Source organism: Pseudonocardia sp. HH130630-07 (assembly GCF_001698125.1).
Classification (GTDB): domain Bacteria; phylum Actinomycetota; class Actinomycetes; order Mycobacteriales; family Pseudonocardiaceae; genus Pseudonocardia.
In genome coordinates this window covers 655,298-673,750 of record NZ_CP013854.1, presented here as the reverse complement: position 1 = coordinate 673,750, position 18,453 = coordinate 655,298, and the positions used below count along the sequence as shown (strand labels likewise).

Sequence of the window (18,453 nt, the reverse complement as noted above, 5' to 3'; positions counted from 1 at the left end):
CCGGTTCCGCATCCCGGCATCGTCACGATGTGACCACGACGGCCCCGCTCCGGCGGGGCCGTCGTCGTTCGTCGCCGTGTTCGGCGCACGCCACGGACCGGCCACGGACCCGATGCACGATCGATGCATGATCAGGTTGCCGTCCGGGCGGCAACTACTTAGCGTTGCTCCGTCAACGTTCGATGAAGGAGTACCATGGCCGGTTTTCTGACGCGGGAGCGCATCATCGCTCCCCCTGGATGGAGCAGGTGGCTCGTCCCACCGGCCGCACTGTCCATCCATCTGGCGATCGGCCAGGCGTACGCGTGGAGTGCGTTCAAGGCTCCGCTGGAAGCCGGGCTGGACATCTCCGGGGTCGCCAGCGCGCTGCCGTTCACGCTGGCGATCATCATGCTCGGCCTGTCCTCGGCGCTGTTCGGGACGAAGGTCGACGCCAACGGGCCGCGCTGGGCGATGGTCGTGGCGACCTCGTGCTTCGTCGCGGGGTTCCTGATCTCCGGGGTCGGCCTGCACCTCGGCTGGTACTGGCTGGTCGTGCTCGGTTACGGGTTCGTCGGCGGCATCGGCCTGGGCGTCGGGTACATCTCCCCGGTGTCCACGCTGATCAAGTGGTTCCCGGACCGCCCCGGTCTGGCGACCGGTCTCGCGATCATGGGATTCGGTGGTGGTGCGCTGATCGCGTCCCCGCTGACTGCGTCGCTGCTCTCGACGTTCGGTGCCTCCGGAGACACCCCCTCGGTCCCCGGCATCGGCAACACGTTCCTGGTCATGGGCGTCATCTACCTGGTCTTCATGTCGGTCGGCTGGCTGCTGATCCGCGTCCCGGCCGAGGGCTGGGCGCCCGCGGGCTGGTCGCCGGAGCAGGCCAAGAAGTCCGGGATGATCTCGACCGGTCAGGTGTCGGCGGCCAACGCGATCAAGACGCCGCAGTTCTGGCTGCTGTGGGTCGTGCTGTGCTTCAACGTCACGGCGGGCATCGGCATCCTGGAACGGGCCAACCCGATCTTCAAGGACTTCTTCGCCGGCTCGTCGCCCGCGGAGACACTGGCCGCCGCGGCGGTCGGGTTCGTGTCGATCCTCTCGCTGGCGAACTCGGCGGGCCGGATCGCCTGGTCCTCGCTGTCGGACGTGCTGGGCCGCAAGAACATGTACCGGATCTACCTGGGCGTCGGCGCGCTGCTCTACCTGCTGATCACGCTGATCCCGAACTCGAACCGGGCGTTGTTCATCATCGCGGCGGTGCTGATCCTGTCGTTCTACGGCGCCGGGTTCGCGACCGTGCCCGCCTACCTGCGGGACCTGTTCGGCACCTACCAGGTCGGTGCGATCCACGGCCGGCTGCTGACCGCGTGGTCGACCGCCGGTGTGCTCGGGCCGCTGATCGTCAACGCGATCGCCGACGCCCGCATCGAGGCCGGGATCGAGGGTCCGGCCCGGTACACGCTGGCGTTCTCGATCATGATCGGGCTGCTGGTGATCGCGTTCGTGTGCAACGAGCTGATCCGTCCGGTCGATCCGAAGCACCACCAGCCGGAGTCCGGTGACACGGCGGCCGCTCCGGCCGACCGCCGACGTGAAGGGAACGCAGGCATGAGCACGTACGAGGCGACCGGCTCCCCGGCGTGGAGCCCGCTGCAGTGGGCCGGCGCCGTGCTGGCCTGGGTCTGGGTGGGCGTCCCGTTCGTCTACGGGCTCTACCAGCTGGTCCTGAAGATCCCGGCCCTGTTCGGCTGAGGTCCACCGCACCACGGCCACGCCCCCGGACCCCGCGACGCACCGGCGATCTCGTCGGCGTCGCGGGCTCCGGGCGGCGTGGCCGTTCGCGTTCGGCGGGCACGAGCGTTTCATCCGGCGTTCACCCGGAACGTCCGGATCGCGGTCACCCGTACGGGTTACAACCCCGGGTGTGGTCCTGTCACGACGCTCCCTGCTCCGCGCCACCGCGCTCACCCTTCCGGCCGCCGCGGCGGCCACGGCCCCGGGGACACCCGGGCTCGTCCGCTCCGGGCGCCCGGTCCTCACCCACGGGGTCCAGGCCGGCGACGTCCGCCCCGGGTCCGGCCTGGTGTGGACCCGCGCCGACCGGCCGTCCCGGATGGTGGTCGAGGTCGCCGGCGATCCTGGTTTCCGCGACGTCGTCCGGGTGCCGGGTCCGGTCCTCACCCCCGACACCGACTTCACCGGCAGGCTCCGGGTCCCCGCGACGCACGGGCGGGTGCACTACCGGGTCACGGCCGAGTCCCTCGACGACGGCACCGCCGGCGAGCCGCTGACCGGGTCCTTCCGGGCGGTGCCGGGGCCCGGCGAGCCGGTCCGGATCCAGTGGTCCGGCGACGTCGCCGGGCAGGGCTGGGGTATCGACCGCAGCCACGGCGGCATGCGGATCTTCTCCGCGATGGCCGACCGGAACCCGGACCTGTTCCTGCACTCCGGTGACACCGTCTACGCCGACGGTCCGCTGCAGGAGTCGGTCACCCTGCCGGACGGGCGGATCTGGCGCAACGAGATGACGCCGGAGAAGGCGAAGGTCGCCGAGACCCTCGCCGAGTTCCGCGGCCAGTTCGCCTACAACATGCGCGACGACAACCTGCGCAGGTTCGCCGCCTCGGTGGGCCAGATCGTGCAGTGGGACGACCACGAGGTCACCAACAACTGGTACCCCGGGGAGATCCTCACCGGCGAGGTGGGGGAGAAGTACTCCGAGAAGCGGGTGGACGTGCTCGCGGCCCGCGGGTTCCGCGCGTTCCACGAGTGGCAGCCGCTCGACCCGCGTGCGGCCGTCGACGGGCGGGTGTACCGGAGGCTGTCGTTCGGCCCGCACGTCGAGGTGTTCGTGCTGGACATGCGCAGCTACCGCAGCGCGAACTCGGCGAACACCGGCGCGGGGGAGCGGATCCTCGGCGAGGCGCAGGCCCGGTGGCTGGTGGACTCGCTGGCGGACTCCCGGGCGAGCTGGAAGATCGTCGCCTCGGACATGCCGATCGGGGTGCTCGTGCCGGACGGCGACACCGCCTGGGAGGCCGTCGCCAACGGCGAGCCGGGCCCGCCGAGCGGCCGGGAGTCCGAGATCGCCGGGGTGCTGGCCGGGCTGGCGCGCCGGCGGGTCCGCAACGTCGTCTGGGTGACGGCCGACGTCCACTACACCGCCGCCCACCACTACGCGCCGGAGCGGGCCGCCTTCACCGAGTTCGACCCGTTCTGGGAGTTCGTGTCGGGACCGTTGCACGCGGGCGCGTTCGGTCCCAACGAGCTGGACCCGACGTTCGGGCCCTCGGTCGAGTTCGTGCGCGGGCCGTCGCGGCAGGAGGCGTCGCCGCTGGAGGGGTTCCAGCACTTCGGCGAGATCGATGTCGCGCCCGACGGGTCGGTACTGGACGTGCACCTGCGCGACCAGGACGGTGCCTCGCTCTGGACGACCACGCTGCACCGGGCCTGACCCGGCGCGGCCCCTCGGGCGGGGACGCCGGTCCGTCGGTGCGCCGCTTCGCGGAGCGGTGTGTCGTCGCCACCCGAGAACCCTGATGATCGAGTGCTCTCGTCTCGACGGGCGGTCAGAGCGCGGTGCTCCGGCCCGGGCCGTCCGTGCACAGTGCGGGCACGCTCGTCGTGGGGGGACCCGCGGGCACCGGCTCCGCCTCGTCCGGGTGCCGGGAGCCGGGCATCCCCGCGACGATCGGGGCGATCCCGCCCGGGACCCCGGAGACCGTCCCGCCCGCGGGTGCACCCGGGAGCGCGGCCCCGGGGCCGCCGCCGGTGTCTCCGGCCGTCGCCGGGCCGTACCCGCCGGTGGGGGCCGGTCCTGGCGCGTCGCCGGGCGTCGCACCGCCGCCGTCCTGCGCAACCGGTGCCTCGACGTAGGCCGTCGACAGCCTCCGGTACGGCCGCGACGCCAGCGCGGCCAGGGTCAGCACCAGCCCGAGCGCCCCGGCGACCACGAAGACCAGCGCGATCGCCCGGGCGGTCCCGGTGCCGAACCAGCTCCCGACCGCGGCGGCGCCCGCACCGCCGTCGCTCATGAACGGCACGACCACCAGCTCCGTGAACGGTGCCAGGAGGAACGCCGTCAGCGGCGACGCGGCCTGCTCGACACTCTGCGCGAACCCGAACACGCGGCCCTGCCGGCCGTAGGGCACGACCCGCTGCAGCACCGTCTGCTCGGCGGCCTCGGCGAACGGCATGAGCAGCATGAACGCGAGCATCCCGAGCGTCAGCAGCACGATCGACGCCTGCAGCGGGAACAGCATGGTCGAGGTCCAGAGCACGGCGTTGACCAGCAGCAGGGTCCGCACCGGACGGGTCCCGAGGCCGGTCCGGGCGACCAGCAGGCCCCCGACGATCACCCCGGTCGACAGCGCACCCCACAACAGGCCCCAGGCCTGCACCGACATCATCGACAGGCCGTAGGGGTCCATCAGCGCCATGAACACCCCGCCGATCAGGTTGTTCACGCAGGAGAACACGATCAGCGCCGGGAGCCCCGGCACCGAGCCGACCACCCGCAGCGTCCCGCGCAGGTCGACCCGGCCGCTGCCGGGTGCGCCCGGCTCCGCCGCCGGTGCGGCCGGTACCGGCACCCGGGCCAGGTGCAGCAGTGACAGCGCCAGCACGACGATCGCCAGCACCAGCACCGAGCGCATCCCGTCGAACGCGACGAGCAGCCCGGACACCACCGACGTCACCAGGAACGACACCCCGGTCGCCGTGCCGACGAGGCCGTTCGCCCGGTCCCGGACCCCGGCCGGGACGAGCAGCGTCACCAGCGTCGGCAGCGTGATCGTCCGCAGGTTCCCGGTGATGACGCCGAGCATCAGCGCCACCACGAAGATCCACAGCAGCGGGCTCCCGGCGTCGGAGAACGACTCCGCGGGCGTCACCAGGTAGCCGGCCAGGCAGACCGCGTAGAACAGCAGCGACACGATCGCCGACCCCTGCAGCACGGACTTCTTGGCGAACCGGTCGACGATGCTGCCGAACCAGATCCCGGTCGACGACGTCGCGGCCAGGAAGATCCCGGCGATGATCCCGGTCGCCATCACCGAACGGGTCTCGACGAACACCCAGAACGTCACGGCGAACCACACCGTGAAGTTAACGACCGAGACGGTCAGGGTGCTCGCCAGCAGGTGCGCGAAGGTGCGCTGCGAGCCGTGCCGCAGGTCCAGCCGCGTGGTGTCCATGTCCGTGGTCCTCTCGTCGGGAGCTGTGACCGGCCCGGACGCCGGAACTCATCGCTCCCGCGAGCGACCCTGGGACATGAACGTCGCTTCAGGTCAAGGGATCAGGCGGTCATGTCCAGCGCGGCGATCACCTTCGTCGGCCGGATCCGCACCACGAGTTCGCCCGGCACGCCGTTGCGCCGGCCGAACTCCTCGGCCCGGTCGGCGCCCATGTACCGGGCGCCGAGCGCGGTGGCGGTGCGCAGCAGCTCGGCGGGATCGTCGCTGGTCTCGGCGATGCCCTGGACCTGCACGAACCCGTACGGCGGCGCGGGCAGGTCCGCGGTGAGCACGACCCGCGGGTCCCGGGCGATCGCCCGGCCCTTGGCCGTGCCGGCCCCGGTGTCGAAGACGATCGTGTCGTCCTCGACGAGGAACCAGACCGGGGCGACGAGCGGGCGGCCGTCGGCCGCGGTCCAGCCCAGCATTCCGGTTCGGGTGCCGTGGGACAGGAACGCGACGACGTCGGGTGTGAGGGAGGTCATGGCCGTCGAGCCTAGGACCGGAAATCGGATGGCCGCGCGCGGGAGCCCGTGCTGGAGCCGGGCCGGGAGGGGTGATCGATGACCATCGGGACCGGGACCCGGCCGGGTGTGCGGCAGCCGGTGCCACGCGTCGTCACGGTGCTGGCGCTGAGCATCTTCGTGCTCGGCACCAGCGAGTTCGTGCTGACCGGCCTGCTGTCGGACATGGCGGCGGACCTCGGGGTGACGATCTCCGACGTCGGGTACCTGATGTCCGGGTTCGCCGTGGGGATGATCGTCGGGGCGCCGCTGATGGCGGTGGTGACGCTGCGGCTGCCCCGGTTCACCACCCTGGTCGTCATGCTGGTGGCGGTCGTCGTCCTGCACGTGCTCGGCGCGCTCACCTCCAGCTACCCGCTGCTGATGGTGGTCAGGGTGCTGTCCGCGGTGGCGACCGGCGGGTTCTGGTCGGTCGCGGCCGTCGTCACGGTGTCCTCGGTCGGGCCGGCGGACCGGGCGCGGGCGCTGTCGCGCCTGCTCGCCGGGCTGATCGTGTCCAACATCGCCGGTATCCCGCTCGGCACCGTGGTCGGCCAGCAGTTCGGCTGGCGCGCCACGTTCTGGCTGATCGCGCTGCTCGCCGTGGCCGGGCTGATCGGGGTGGTGGCACTCGTCCCGCGGTCCTGGGGCAGCGGCGAGCAGCGACGGCTGTCGACCGAGCTGACGGCGTTCCGGAGCGGCCGGCTCTGGCTGGCACTGGCGACGACCGCGTTGTACCAGGCCGGGATGATCGGGATGCTCGTCTACCTGGAACCGCTGCTCACCCGGGTCGCCGGCCTCGACCCCGGCTGGGTCCCGGCGGTCCAGTTCGGGTCGGGCGTCGGGGCGCTCGGCGGCATCGTGCTCGGCGGCCGCATCGCCGACCGGTACCCGTGGCCGACCCTGTTCGCCGCGCTCGGCGGTTCCGCGGTGCTGCTGGCGTCGCTCGGGCTCACCGCGGCGCTGCCGGGGGCGGCGCCGGTGCTCGCCGTCGGGCTCGGGTTCGTCGCGTTCGTGGCCGCGGCGCCGCTGAACGCCCGGGTGTTCGCCCTGGCCGGGTCCGCGCCGACGCTGGCGAGCGCGACGAACACCTCGGCGTTCAACGTCGGGAACTCGCTCGGCCCGGCGCTGGGCGGGCTCGCGATCGCCGCGGGCTGGGCGCTGACCACGCCGTCGCTGCTCGGGGCGGTGCTGACCGCCGGTGCGCTGGTGCTGGCCGGGGTCGCGGTGCTCGCCGACCGGCGGACGGGATCGCCGTGGTGAGGCCGGACGGTGCCCCGGCCGCGGGGCCGGGCCGGCAGGCCGACCGGTTCTCCTGCGGCCCGGCGGTCCTGCTCGTCACGGCCGCGATGCTCACCGCCCGGGGCACTGCGCCGGGTGCGGGGCCCACCGCGACGACGGGACCCGACGGGTCGGCCCGGTCCGCGGGACGGGCGCCGCACGGCGCGTCCCCGCCCGCCGGTTCCGCCGGGACCGCCGACGCGCAGCGGGCCGCCCACCGGCAGGCGAACCTGATCTGGCCCCGCCTGCTCGGCACCACGCCGTGGGGGATGCGGGCCTGGCTGCGCCGGACCGCGCCCGGCCGGTACCGGATCCGCCCGGCGACCCCCGCCGCGCTGCGCCGGGCCGCGGCGACCGGGCTCCCGGTGCCCGTGCTCGTCGGCTCGGCGCTGCTGCCGCGGCACTGGGTGCTGCTGCTCGGGACCGCCGCGGACGGCCGCTGGCGGGTGTACGAGCCGGGCGCGGGGACCGTCCGGACCTGCGCACCGGGCCTGCGGGCCCCCGGCGTCGCGCGCGAGCTGGGCTGGCCCCGGCCGTGGGGTGTGCTGCTACCGGTCTGAGCCCGGGACGCCGCCGCGCCCGCCGAGGCGCCGGCTCAGGTCCCCGGCGTGCCGCAGTAGCAGCTCGGTGACCTCGGGGACCCGTTCCGGGGTGAGCCGCTGCCGCGGGCCGACCACCCCGAGCGCCCCGACGAACCGGGAGTCCATCCCGAACACCGGGACCGCCACGGCCGCGGTCTCCGGGCTCCGCTCACCGTCGGACCAGGCGTGCCCGGCCGCCCGCACCCGCTCCGCGGCGGGACCCTCGTCGCCGGTCCACGCGGCGAGCACCCGGCCGCCGGCGCCGCGGTCGAGCGGCAGCACGGTGCCCTCGTCGAGATGGTGGCGCATCGGCCGGTCGGTGTTGACCCGGTACAGCACCACCCGCTGGTCGCCCTCGCGGACGTAGAACGCGGCGCTCTCCCCGGTGTCGGCGGCGATCGCGGTCAGCGCGGGGCGGACGTGGTCGGCGAGCCGGAACGACCGCTGGTACTGCGACCCCAGCCGCCACAGCGTCGGGCCGAGCCGGTAGCGGCCGTCGTCCTCGCGGAGCAGGTAGCCCATCCGCTGCAGGGACGCGGCGAGCCGCAGGATCGTGCTCCGGTAGTACCCGGTGGCGCGCGCCAGCTCGGCGAGCGAGAGCCGGTCGGCCCCGTTCCCGAACGCGTCGAGCAGGGTCAGCGCCCGCTCGACGGACTCCACCCGCTGCTCCCGCGGCTCCTGGCCGGTCCCCGCCACTCGTCCCCTCCGTGGTGCGCCCCGTCGTCCACAGTCTGGCACGCCGCGCCGACGGCCTTGACGACCGTGCCGGACGACACCTAGCGTTCTCTTCAACGCACTAGCATTCTGCTAGACAGAACATTGGAGTGTGCAACGATGGTCGTTCCGGACCGGGCCTCACGTCGCTCGCCGGTGGACGTCCTGGTCAGCGAGGTCGGCCCGCGGGACGGGCTGCAGAGCGTCGCCGCGACCATGCCGACCCCGCTCAAGCACCGCTGGATCGCCGCGCTCGCCGCCGCCGGGCTGCGCGAGATCGAGGTGGCGTCGTTCGTGTCGCCGCGCCGGCTCCCGCAGATGGCCGACGCGGCCGAGGTCGTCGCCGTCGCCGGGGAGATCCCGGACCTCACCGTCCTCGCGCTGGTCCCGAACCTCGTCGGCGCGCGCAACGCGGTCACCGCGGGCGCCCGGTCGATCACGGTCCCGGTGTCGGTGTCGGACGCGCACAGCCGGGCCAACGTCGGGATCGGCACCGACGCGGCGATCGAGCAGCTGGCCACGATCACCGGCCTGACCCGCGACACCCCGGGGCTGCGGGTCGAGGTGGGCCTGTCGACGGCGTTCGGCTGCACGATCGAGGGCCCGGTGCCCGAGGACCGGGTGATCGACCTCGCGGTGCGCGCGGCCGCGGCCGGAGCCGACGCCGTCGGGCTGTCCGACACGACCGGCTACGCCGACCCGTCGGCGATCCGGCGGCTGTTCACCCGGCTGCACGCCGAGCTCGGCGACCGGGCCGGCGGCGCGCACCTGCACAACACCCGGGGCCAGGGGCTGGCGAACGTGGTGGCCGCGCTGGACGTCGGCGTGCGCACCTTCGACTCCTCGCAGGCCGGGCTCGGCGGCTGCCCGTACGCGCCGGGGGCCAGCGGCAACCTCGTCACCGAGGACCTCGTGTTCCTGCTGGAGTCCTCCGGGCTGCGCACCGGCGTCGACATCGACGCGCTGCTGGCGGCCCGGGAGGTCCTCGCCGCGGCGCTGCCCGGCGAACCGCTGCACGGGCACCTCGCCGACGCCGGGCTGACCAAGGGTTTCCGGTACGCCGGCGGTCCGGGCGGGGCCGCCGCATGAGCGCCCCGGACGCCACCGGGGACCGCCCGCTGCCGCTGGCCGGTGTCCGGGTCGTCGAGTTCTCGCACATGGTCATGGGCCCGTCCTGCGGGCTCGTGCTCGGTGACCTGGGGGCCGACGTCGTCAAGGTCGAGCCGGTCGGCGACGGCGACCGCACCCGCAGGCTGCCCGGCTCCGGAGCCGGGTTCTTCGCGATGTACAACCGCAACAAGCGGTCGGTGGCGGTGGACCTGCACAGCGCCGAGGGACTGGAGTACGCCCGCCGGCTGGTCGCGACGGCCGACGTCGTCACCGAGAACTTCCGCCCCGGGGCGCTGGACGCGCTGGGCCTGGGCTACGACGACCTGCGCGAGGACAACCCGGGGCTCGTCTACTGCAGCCTGAAGGGCTTCCTGTCCGGCGCCTACGAGCAGCGCACCGCGCTCGACGAGGTCGTCCAGATGCTGGGCGGTCTCGCCTACATGACCGGCCCGCCCGGACGGCCACTGCGGGCCGGGGCGTCGGTGAACGACGTGATGGGTGGGGTGTTCGCGGCCGTCGGCGTCCTCGCGGCGCTGCACGAGCGCCGGGGGACCGGACGCGGGCAGCTGGTCCGCAGCTCGCTGTTCGAGAACAACGTGTTCCTCGTCGGCCAGCACATGGCCCAGTACGCGGTCACCGGCCGCGCGGCGGCACCGATGCCGGCCCGGCTCTCGGCCTGGGCGGTGTACGACGTGTTCGACACCGCCGACGGCGAGAAGCTCTTCCTCGGTGTCGTCACCGACACCCAGTGGCGCGCGTTCTGCGCCGGGTTCGGTCTCGACGATCTCGCCGCGGACACCTCGCTCGCCACCAACACCGGCCGGGTCGCCGCGCGGGACCGGGTGCTGCCCCGGATCCGGACGACGGTCGGGGCGCTGGACCTCGACGAGGCCGCGCGGCGCTGCGCGGAGATCGGCCTGCCGTTCGCCCCGATCCAGCGCCCGGAGGACCTGGCCGAGGACCCGCACCTGGCCGAGCCGGGCGCGCTGGTCGACCTGACCCTGCCCGACGGCCGCGGGGTGCGGCTCCCGGCGCTGCCGCTGGAGCTGGCCGGGCACCGGCTGCCGGTACGGCACGACCTGCCCGGCCCCGGCGAGCACACCGCCCAGGTCGCCGCGGAGATCGGCTACACCCCGGACGAGGTGGCGGCGGCGGTCGCCGCCGGCACGTTCGGGTCCACCACCGGACCGGGCTGACACCGGCCGTCGGCGCGTCCGGCTCCGCAGGCGCGGGGCCGGTGACGGTTCACGAAGGAGTGATCGTGTCGAAGAGAGGCTTGCTGTCCGCACTCGGCGTCACCGCGACGCTGGTGCTGACGGCCTTCGCGGCGGTCGACGCCGCCGGGTCCGCGACCGGGGCGGACCCACGCTCGTCGCTGACCCTGATGGCCCCCGCGGCCCCGGGCGGCGGCTGGGACCTCGCGCTGCGCGAGGCCCAGCAGGTGATGCGGGCGGAGTCGATCGTCAACAACGTCCAGGTCGTCAACGTGCCCGGGGCCGGCGGCACCATCGGACTGGCCCGGTTCGCCGACATCGGGCCGGACCCGACCCAGCTGATGATCACCGGCACCGTGATGGAGGGCGCGATCACGGTCAACGGCTCGGCGACGACGCTGCGCGACACCACGCCGATCGCCCGGCTGGCCGAGGACTACCTGGTGTTCGTGGTGCCCGCGGACTCGCCGTTCCGCACCCTGGAGGACTTCCTCACCACCTGGCGGGCCGACCCGCACGCGCAGGCGATCGGCGGCGGCGGGCTGGGCGGCGCCGACCACCTGCTGACCGGGCTGACCGCCCGCGGGGCCGGCATCGACCCGGGCCGGATCAACTACATCGCCTACTCCGGCGGTGGTGAGGCGCTCACCGCGCTGCTGTCCGGGACGGTCGCGGTCGGGGTCAGCGGCTTCCACGACTTCTCCGACCAGATCGCGGCCGGGAACCTGCGGGCACTCGCCTTCTCCGCCCCGGAGCCGGTGGCGGGCATCGAGGTGCCGACGCTGGTCGAGCAGGGGGTGCCGGTGACGCTGGCGAACTGGCGCGGGCTCGTCGCCCCGCCGGGCATCGCCCCCGAGGACCGGGCCCGGCTGACCGAGCTGGTCACCGAGCTGGCCGCGAGCCCGGGCTGGGCCGACACGCTGGCCCGCAACAAGTGGTCCGACGCGTTCCTGGCCGGCCCGGAGTTCGACCGGTTCATCGTGCAGGACCAGGCCGACATCGACCGCATCGTCGCGGAGCTGGGGCTGTGAGCGCGCCGGTCACCGATCCCACGGGGGTCTGGCTGCGCAGGCGCTCCGGGCTCCTGATGCCCGCGGTGCTGCTCGCGGCGGGCGTCGTGCTGGCGGTGGGGACGCTGGTGATGGAGGTGCCGTCGACGGCGACGGCGCCCGGCCCGCAGGTCTTCCCGGCGATCGCCGCGCTCGCCTGCACGGTGCTGGCCGTGCTGCTCGCGGTGGACGTGGTCCGCCGGCCGGAGCCCGCGACGGCCGCCGCACCGGGGGAGCCCGGCACCCCGGGCGCGCTCCGGCCGCGGGCGAACCGGCGGGCGCTGGCCGAGGTCGTCGGCACCGTCGTCGTGTTCGTGGCGGCGTTGCAGCCGGTGGGCTGGCTGCTCGCGGCGGCGTTCCTGTTCTGGGGCACCGCCCGCGCGCTCGGCAGCCGGCGCCCGGTGTTCGACGTGTTCGTCGCGCTGTCGACGGCCTCGGCCGTCCAGCTCCTCTTCTCCGGCGGGCTGGGGCTCACCCTGCCGCCCGGGCTACTGGCAGGGATTCCCGGATGACCGTGCTGACGCAGCTGGGCGAGGGGTTCGCCACCGTCCTCACCCCGATGAACATGCTCTGGGTGGTGGTCGGCGCGCTGCTCGGCACCGCCGTCGGCGTCCTGCCCGGCCTCGGGTCGGCGATGGCGGTGGCGCTGCTGCTGCCGGTCACGTTCTCGCTGGACCCGATCGGCGCCTTCATCATGTTCGCCGGGGTGCTGTTCGGCGGCCTGTTCGGCGACTCGATCTCCGGGATCCTGATGAACACCCCGGGCAACTCGACGGCGATCGCCGGCTCGATCGAGGGCCACGCCATGGCCAAGGACGGCCGGGCACCCCAGGCGCTCGCCGCCTCGGCGATCGCGTCGTTCGTCGGCGGCATCGTCGCGGCCGTGCTCGTGGTGTTCTTCGCGCCCTCGCTCGCCGCGCTGGCCACCGTGTTCGGGCCGGCCGAGTACCTGGCGCTGGCGGTCGTCGCGTTCGTCGCGATCTCGGCCGTGGTCAGCGACTCGGTGGTGCGCGGGCTGACCGGGCTCGCGCTCGGGCTGGCCGTCGCCGTGGTCGGCATCGACGGGATCTCCGGCGCCGCGCGGCTCACCGGCGGGCGGCCCGAGCTGTTCGACGGCATCGACATCGTGGTCGTCACCGTCGGGCTGCTCGCGCTGGCCGAGGTGTTCCACCGGGCCACCCGGGTCGGCGCCACCGAGGACCACGGCGTGCTGGTCTCCCGTGGCCGGCCGTGGCTGAGCCGCGCCGAGTTCCGCGCCGCCCTGCCGGCCTGGCTGCGCGGGACGGCGACCGGGCTGCCGTTCGGGATCATCCCGGTCGGTGGCTCGGAGGTGCCCACCTTCCTGTCCTACGGCACCGAGCGGCGGCTCGACGCCCGGCGTGCGCGGCCGATGTTCGGCCGCGGTGCGATCCAGGGCGTCGCCGGTCCGGAGGCCGCGGGCAACGCCACCGCCGGGACGGCGATGGGTGCCCTGCTCGCACTCGGGCTGCCGACCTCGGCGACGGCGGCGATCCTGCTCGCCGCGTTCCGCCAGTACGGCCTGCAGCCGGGGCCGCTGCTGTTCGAGCGGGCACCCGACCTGGTCTGGGCGCTGCTCGCCAGCTTCTTCGTCGGGCTGGTCGTGCTGCTGATCCTCAACCTGCCGTTCGCCCCGCTGTGGGCGGCGCTGCTGCGGGTGCCCCGGCACTACCTCTACGCCGGCATCACCGTGTTCGCGATGCTCGGGGTCTACGCGACCAGCGCGAAGATCCTCGACCTGGTCCTGGTGGTGCTGATCGGCCTGCTGGGGACGGCGATGCGCCGCTACGGCGTGCCGGTCGCGCCGATGCTGATCGCGATCATCCTGGGGCCGCTGGCCGAGACCGAGCTGCGCCGCGCGCTGGCGGTGAGCGAGGGCGACCCGGTCGCCCTGGTCGCCAGCCCGGTGGCCGGGAGCCTGTACGCGGTGCTGGTCGTCGTGGTGGTCGCACTGGTCGTGCGGGCGGTCCGGAGGCGGCGCAATCCCGTCGCGGCCGACTCGTAGACTTGACATGTGACCGAGACCCTGCCAGCGCGTACCGCCGACCTGCCCGCCAAGTGGACTCCTGGCGAGGTAGAGGGCGACATGTACCGCCGCTGGGTCGACGCCGGGTACTTCCGCGCCGACCCGGCGTCGGGCAAGCCCGGCTTCTGCATCGTCATCCCCCCGCCGAACGTCACCGGCAGCCTGCACCTGGGGCACGCGATGGACCACACGCTGATCGACGTCCTGACCCGGCGCCGCCGGATGCAGGGCTACGACGCGCTGTGGCTGCCCGGGATGGACCACGCGGGCATCGCGACCCAGACGATCGTCGAGCGGCGGATGGCCGCCGCGGGCGAGCCGGACCGGCACGCGATCGGCCGCGAGCGCTTCGTCGAGAAGGTCTGGGAGTGGAAGGCCGAGTCCGGGGGCTCGATCCTGGGCCAGATGGAGCGCCTCGGCGACGGCGTCGACTGGTCCCGGGAGCGGTTCACCCTCGACGCCGGGCTCTCCCGCGCCGTCACCACGGTGTTCAAGAAGATGTTCGACGACGAGCTGATCTACCGGGCCGAGCGCCTGGTCAACTGGTCCCCGGCGCTGCGCTCGGCGATCTCCGACATCGAGGTCGACCACATCGAGACCGAGGGCGAGCTCGTCTCGATGCGCTACGGCGACGGGGACGCCTCGGTCGTCGTCGCGACCACCCGGGTCGAGACGATGCTGGGTGACACCGCGATCGCCGTCCACCCCGATGACGAGCGCTACGCCGCGCTGGTCGGCACCGAGATCGAGATGCCGATCACCGGCCGGCGGATCCCGGTCGTCGCCGACGACTACGTCGACCCGGAGTTCGGCTCGGGCGCCGTCAAGATCACCCCGGCGCACGACCCGAACGACTTCGAGCTCGGCCGCCGGCACGACCTCCCGATGCCGACGATCATGGACGAGACCGGCACCATCGCCGGGTCCGGCACCCGGTTCGACGGGATGGACCGCTTCGAGGCGCGGCGCGCGATCCGCGAGGAGCTGGCGGCACAGGGCCGGATCGTCGCCGAGAAGCGGCCCTACCTGCACTCGGTCGGGCACTGCTCGCGCACCGGCGTCCCGGTCGAGCCACGGCTGAGCCTGCAGTGGTTCGTCCGCGTCGAGCCGCTGGCCCGCTCCGCGGCCGAGGCGGTCCGGTCGGGCGAGACCACGCTGCACCCGGCCGAGCAGGAGAAGCGGTACTTCGACTGGGTCGACAACATGCACGACTGGACGATCAGCCGTCAGCTGTGGTGGGGGCACCGCATCCCGGTCTGGTACGGACCGGCCGGCGAGGTCGTCTGCGTCGGGCCCGACGAGCAGCCCCCGTCCGGGGACGGCTGGCGCCAGGACCCGGACGTCCTCGACACCTGGTTCTCCTCCGGGCTGTGGCCGTTCTCCACGCTCGGCTGGCCGGACGCCACGCCGGACCTGGGGCGCTACTACCCGAACTCGGCCCTGGTCACCGGCTACGACATCATCTTCTTCTGGGTCGTCCGGATGATGATGTTCGGGACGTACGTGCTGGGGCAGGCCCCGTTCCGTGACGTCTACCTGCACGGGCTCATCCGCGACGAGCACGGCAAGAAGATGTCGAAGTCCAAGGGCAACGTCATCGACCCGCTGGAGCTGATCGACGCCTACGGGGCGGACGCGCTGCGGTTCACGATCGCCCGCGGCTCCAACCCGGGCACCGACATGTCGCTGTCGGAGGAGTGGGTCGCCGGGTCGCGCAACTTCACCACGAAGCTGTGGAACATCACCCGCTTCGCGCTGGCCAAGGGGGCCGACCCGACGCTGCCGCTGCCCGCCGCGGCCGACCGGACCGACGCCGACCGCTGGATCCTCGGCCGGCTCGGCGAGGTCCGTGCGCAGACCGACGAGCTGCTCGAGTCCTACCAGTTCGCGAAGGCGACCGAGGGGCTCTACCACTTCGCCTGGGACGAGCTGGCCGACTGGTACGTCGAGCTGGCGAAGACCCAGCTGGACGACGCCGCGACCGCACCCGGCACCCGGGCCGTCCTCGGGCACGTCCTGGACGCGCTGCTGCGCCTGCTGCACCCGATCACGCCGTTCGTCACCGAAGCGCTGTGGACCGCCCTGACCGGGCGCGAGACCGTGGTCACCGCGGCCTGGCCGACCGCGGAGGACACCGGGGCGGCCGTCGACCCGGCCGCGGTCACCCGGGTCGCCGACGTCCAGCGGGTGATCACCGAGGTCCGCCGGTTCCGCACCGAGCAGGGCCTGCCGGACCGCCGCTCCGTCGCCGCCCGGCTGCCCGGGCTGGCCGAGGCCGGCCTGGCCGGGAACGAGACCGCGCTGCGGTTCCTGACCCGGCTCGACCCGGCGGGCGAGGAGTTCGCCGCCACGGCGACCTTCGAGGTCACGACGGCCGGTGGCCCGGTCACCGTCGAGCTGGACACCTCCGGCGCGATCGACGTCGCCGCCGAGCGGGCCCGGCTCGGCCGGGACCTCGCCGCCGCGGAGAAGGAACGCGACCAGGCCGAGAAGAAGCTGACCAACCCGAAGTTCACCGAGAAGGCCCCGGCCGAGATCGTCGACGGGATCCGCTCCCGGCAGGCGACCGCGGTGGCCGACATCGAGCGGATCGGCGCCCGCCTCGCGGCGCTGCCGGAGTCCTCGTGACCACGGGACCGGGCGGGCACGGGTACGACCAGTTCGACGAGGAGGACTCGCCGACCTACGGTGGGGACCGCTGGGCCGAGGGCGGCTTCGGTGACGAGGCCACCGCCGACGCCCCGGCGGCCGACGCACCGGGGACCGCCGACGACCCGAACCGCTCCGACGCGGCCACCGCGGACGCGGCGACCGACGAGCCGCCGGAGCGCGACACCCAGGAGGCCGTGATCGCGGCCGTGCTGGACGAGATCCGCGGCGGGGACACCCCGGACGTCGTCCCCGCACAGTCCACCGTGGCCGGGTACGCGGAGTTCCTCGCCGTCGACGCCGCGCTGGACCGGCGCTGGCCGGAATCGGTCATGGAGCCGTCGCTGGACCGGATGCTGGCGCTCTGCGACGCGCTGGGCGAGCCGCAGCGCGGCTACCCGGTCGTGCACCTGACCGGCACGAACGGCAAGACCTCGACGTCGCGCATGATCGACGCGCTGCTCACCGAGGTCGGCCTGCGCACCGGGCGCTACACCAGCCCGCACCTGCAGCGGGCCACCGAGCGGATCAACCTCGACAACCGCCCGGTCACCCCGGAGCGCTACGTCGCGGCCTACCGCGAGGTGGAGCCCGTGGTGGAGCTGGTCGACGCCAAGCGCGGCGACGACCCGGCGCTGTCGAAGTTCGAGGTGCTCACGGCGATGGCCTTCGCGGCGTTCTCCGACGCCCCGGTCGAGGCCGCGGTGATCGAGGTCGGGCTGGGCGGGCGGTGGGACGCCACCAACGTCGCCGACGCCGACGTCGCGGTGATCCTGCCGATCGGCATGGACCACGCCGAGTACCTCGGCGACGACCTGCTCGGCATCGCGCGGGAGAAGGCCGGGATCATCAAGCCGGGATCGGTCGCCGTGCTGTCCGCCCAGGACAAGGACGTGGCCGAAGTCCTCATCGCGCGGTGCGCCGAGGTCGGTGCGCAGGTCGCGCGGGAGGGCGCCGAGTTCGGGGTCCGGGAGCGCGAGATCGCGGTCGGCGGCCAGCGCCTGGACCTGCAGGGCCTGTCCGGGCGCTACGACGACGTCTTCCTGCCCCTGCACGGCGAGCACCAGGCGTCCAACGCGGTGGTCGCGCTCGCCGCGGCGGAGGCGCTCGTCGGGGCCGGGACCGCGCAGCTGCTGGACCCGGACGCGGTGCGGGCGGCGTTCGCGTCCGTCCGCTCCCCGGGCCGGCTGGAACCGGTCGAGGGCGGCCCGGACACCCCGACCGTGCTGCTCGACGCCGCGCACAACCCGGCCGGGGCCGCCGCCCTGGCGACCGCGCTGACCTCGGAGTTCCGCTTCACCCGGCTGGTGGGGGTGCTCGGCGTGCTGCACGGCAAGGACGCCAGGGGCATCCTGGAGGGCCTCGAACCGGTGCTGCACGAGGTCGTCGTGACCACCAACTCCTCGCCCCGGGCGATGGACGCCGACGAGCTCGGCGCGCTGGCGGCCGAGGTGTTCGGCTCCGAGCGGGTCAGCGTGGAACCGGTGCTGGCCCAGGCGGTCGAGCAGGGCCGCGAGATCGCCGAGGAGGGCGGTGCGTCGGGGGTCGGCGTCGTCGTCACCGGGTCGGTCGTCACCGCGGGCGAGGCCCGCGCGCTGTTCGGCAAGGAGCCCGAGTGAGCACCGGCGAGCCGGGGGACGCCCCGCGGATCCCCGGCGTCCCCGACGGCGTGCGACCGCCCGCGACCGACCCGATGAAGGGCGCCCGCGGGGTCGTCGCGGCGACACTGATCCTCGAGGCGATCGTGGTGCTGCTCGCGCTGCTGGTGCTGCCGCGGTTCGGCACCGGCTCGACGGCACTGGGCGCCGTCGTGATCACCGCGCTGGCCGTGGCGATGATCCTGGTGTCCGGTCTGCAGCGGCGCAGCTGGGGGCTGCTCGCGGCGCTCGGCCTGCAGGCGCTGCTCGTCGTCGCGGCGCTCCTGTTCGTCCCGTCGCTGCTGGTGGTCGCGGGTGCGTTCGTCGTCGTGTGGGGTGTCCTCATGTGGATGCGCCGCGAGGTGGAGCGGCGGATGGCGGCCGGGACGCTGCCGTCGCAGCAACAGGAGTGACCGCCTCCGGGGCGCTCACCGGGCGTGGTTACCCTGGCCCGC

General features: G+C 74.0%; 15 protein-coding genes. 12 read left to right on the top strand and 3 right to left on the bottom strand.

Annotated features, from left to right (window positions below; all coding sequences use genetic code 11):
- Nucleotides 1-195 precede the first annotated feature (195 nt).
- Together AFB00_RS03260 and AFB00_RS03255 are read left to right on the top strand one after the other, a co-directional pair.
- Entirely contained in the window at nt 196-1,734 is a 1,539-nt protein-coding gene (locus AFB00_RS03260; RefSeq protein ID WP_083275225.1) for an OFA family MFS transporter, read from the top strand.
- A 172-nt stretch (nt 1,735-1,906) separates the two neighbouring features.
- Nucleotides 1,907-3,436 (top strand): alkaline phosphatase D family protein, encoded by a 1,530-nt coding sequence (locus AFB00_RS03255; RefSeq protein WP_068795976.1) that lies wholly within the window; start codon nt 1,907-1,909, stop codon nt 3,434-3,436.
- 115 nt (nt 3,437-3,551) lie between these two features.
- Here AFB00_RS03255 and AFB00_RS03250 read toward each other — a convergent pair whose 3' ends face one another.
- Both AFB00_RS03250 and AFB00_RS03245 read right to left on the bottom strand, forming a co-directional pair.
- The gene (locus AFB00_RS03250) at nt 3,552-5,177 is read right to left on the bottom strand and encodes an MFS transporter (RefSeq protein ID WP_068795975.1); all 1,626 of its coding nucleotides are present in this window, start codon (nt 5,175-5,177) and stop codon (nt 3,552-3,554) included.
- A 101-nt stretch (nt 5,178-5,278) separates the two neighbouring features.
- Nucleotides 5,279-5,701, bottom strand: coding sequence for a PPOX class F420-dependent oxidoreductase (locus AFB00_RS03245; RefSeq protein WP_068795974.1), 423 nt, complete (start codon nt 5,699-5,701; stop codon nt 5,279-5,281).
- Between the two features lie 78 nt (nt 5,702-5,779).
- Here AFB00_RS03245 and AFB00_RS03240 point away from each other — a divergent pair, with 78 nt between their 5' ends.
- A complete protein-coding gene (locus AFB00_RS03240; protein ID WP_068795973.1) occupies nt 5,780-6,982 on the top strand; it encodes an MFS transporter in 1,203 nt (400 codons plus the stop codon).
- Nucleotides 6,976-7,560 carry a hypothetical protein gene (locus tag AFB00_RS03235; RefSeq protein WP_068795972.1) on the top strand — a complete coding sequence of 195 codons (585 nt, stop codon included), beginning with the start codon at nt 6,976-6,978 and terminating at the stop codon, nt 7,558-7,560. The genes AFB00_RS03240 and AFB00_RS03235 overlap by 7 nt, the downstream gene beginning before the upstream one ends.
- Here the strand turns inward: AFB00_RS03235 and AFB00_RS03230 are convergent.
- Nucleotides 7,549-8,277, bottom strand: coding sequence for an IclR family transcriptional regulator (locus tag AFB00_RS03230; RefSeq protein WP_068795971.1), 729 nt, complete (start codon nt 8,275-8,277; stop codon nt 7,549-7,551). The genes AFB00_RS03235 and AFB00_RS03230 overlap by 12 nt on opposite strands.
- 138 nt (nt 8,278-8,415) lie before the next feature.
- On the opposite strand from AFB00_RS03230, the gene AFB00_RS03225 reads away from it, so the two are divergent.
- From AFB00_RS03225 to AFB00_RS03190, 8 genes are all read left to right on the top strand, one after another.
- On the top strand, nt 8,416-9,384 hold the full coding sequence (locus AFB00_RS03225; protein ID WP_068795970.1) for a hydroxymethylglutaryl-CoA lyase: 969 nt from the start codon (nt 8,416-8,418) through the stop codon (nt 9,382-9,384).
- Nucleotides 9,381-10,601 (top strand): CaiB/BaiF CoA transferase family protein, encoded by a 1,221-nt coding sequence (locus tag AFB00_RS03220; protein WP_068795969.1) that lies wholly within the window; start codon nt 9,381-9,383, stop codon nt 10,599-10,601. Before AFB00_RS03225 ends, AFB00_RS03220 begins: the two co-directional genes overlap by 4 nt.
- A 65-nt stretch (nt 10,602-10,666) precedes the next feature.
- Entirely contained in the window at nt 10,667-11,650 is a 984-nt protein-coding gene (locus AFB00_RS03215) for a Bug family tripartite tricarboxylate transporter substrate binding protein (protein WP_068799966.1), read from the top strand.
- The gene (locus AFB00_RS03210; RefSeq protein WP_068795968.1) at nt 11,647-12,180 is read left to right on the top strand and encodes a tripartite tricarboxylate transporter TctB family protein; all 534 of its coding nucleotides are present in this window, start codon (nt 11,647-11,649) and stop codon (nt 12,178-12,180) included. Before AFB00_RS03215 ends, AFB00_RS03210 begins: the two co-directional genes overlap by 4 nt.
- Nucleotides 12,177-13,691 (top strand): tripartite tricarboxylate transporter permease, encoded by a 1,515-nt coding sequence (locus AFB00_RS03205; RefSeq protein WP_068795967.1) that lies wholly within the window; start codon nt 12,177-12,179, stop codon nt 13,689-13,691. The genes AFB00_RS03210 and AFB00_RS03205 overlap by 4 nt, the downstream gene beginning before the upstream one ends.
- Before the next feature lie 9 nt (nt 13,692-13,700).
- The gene (locus AFB00_RS03200; RefSeq protein ID WP_068795966.1) at nt 13,701-16,340 is read left to right on the top strand and encodes a valine--tRNA ligase; all 2,640 of its coding nucleotides are present in this window, start codon (nt 13,701-13,703) and stop codon (nt 16,338-16,340) included.
- Nucleotides 16,337-17,980 (top strand): bifunctional folylpolyglutamate synthase/dihydrofolate synthase, encoded by a 1,644-nt coding sequence (locus tag AFB00_RS03195; protein ID WP_442965843.1) that lies wholly within the window; start codon nt 16,337-16,339, stop codon nt 17,978-17,980. Before AFB00_RS03200 ends, AFB00_RS03195 begins: the two co-directional genes overlap by 4 nt.
- Nucleotides 17,977-18,411: a DUF4233 domain-containing protein gene (locus tag AFB00_RS03190; RefSeq protein WP_231974199.1), complete on the top strand. Its 435-nt coding sequence runs from the start codon at nt 17,977-17,979 to the stop codon at nt 18,409-18,411. The genes AFB00_RS03195 and AFB00_RS03190 overlap by 4 nt, the downstream gene beginning before the upstream one ends.
- Nucleotides 18,412-18,453 lie beyond the last annotated feature (42 nt).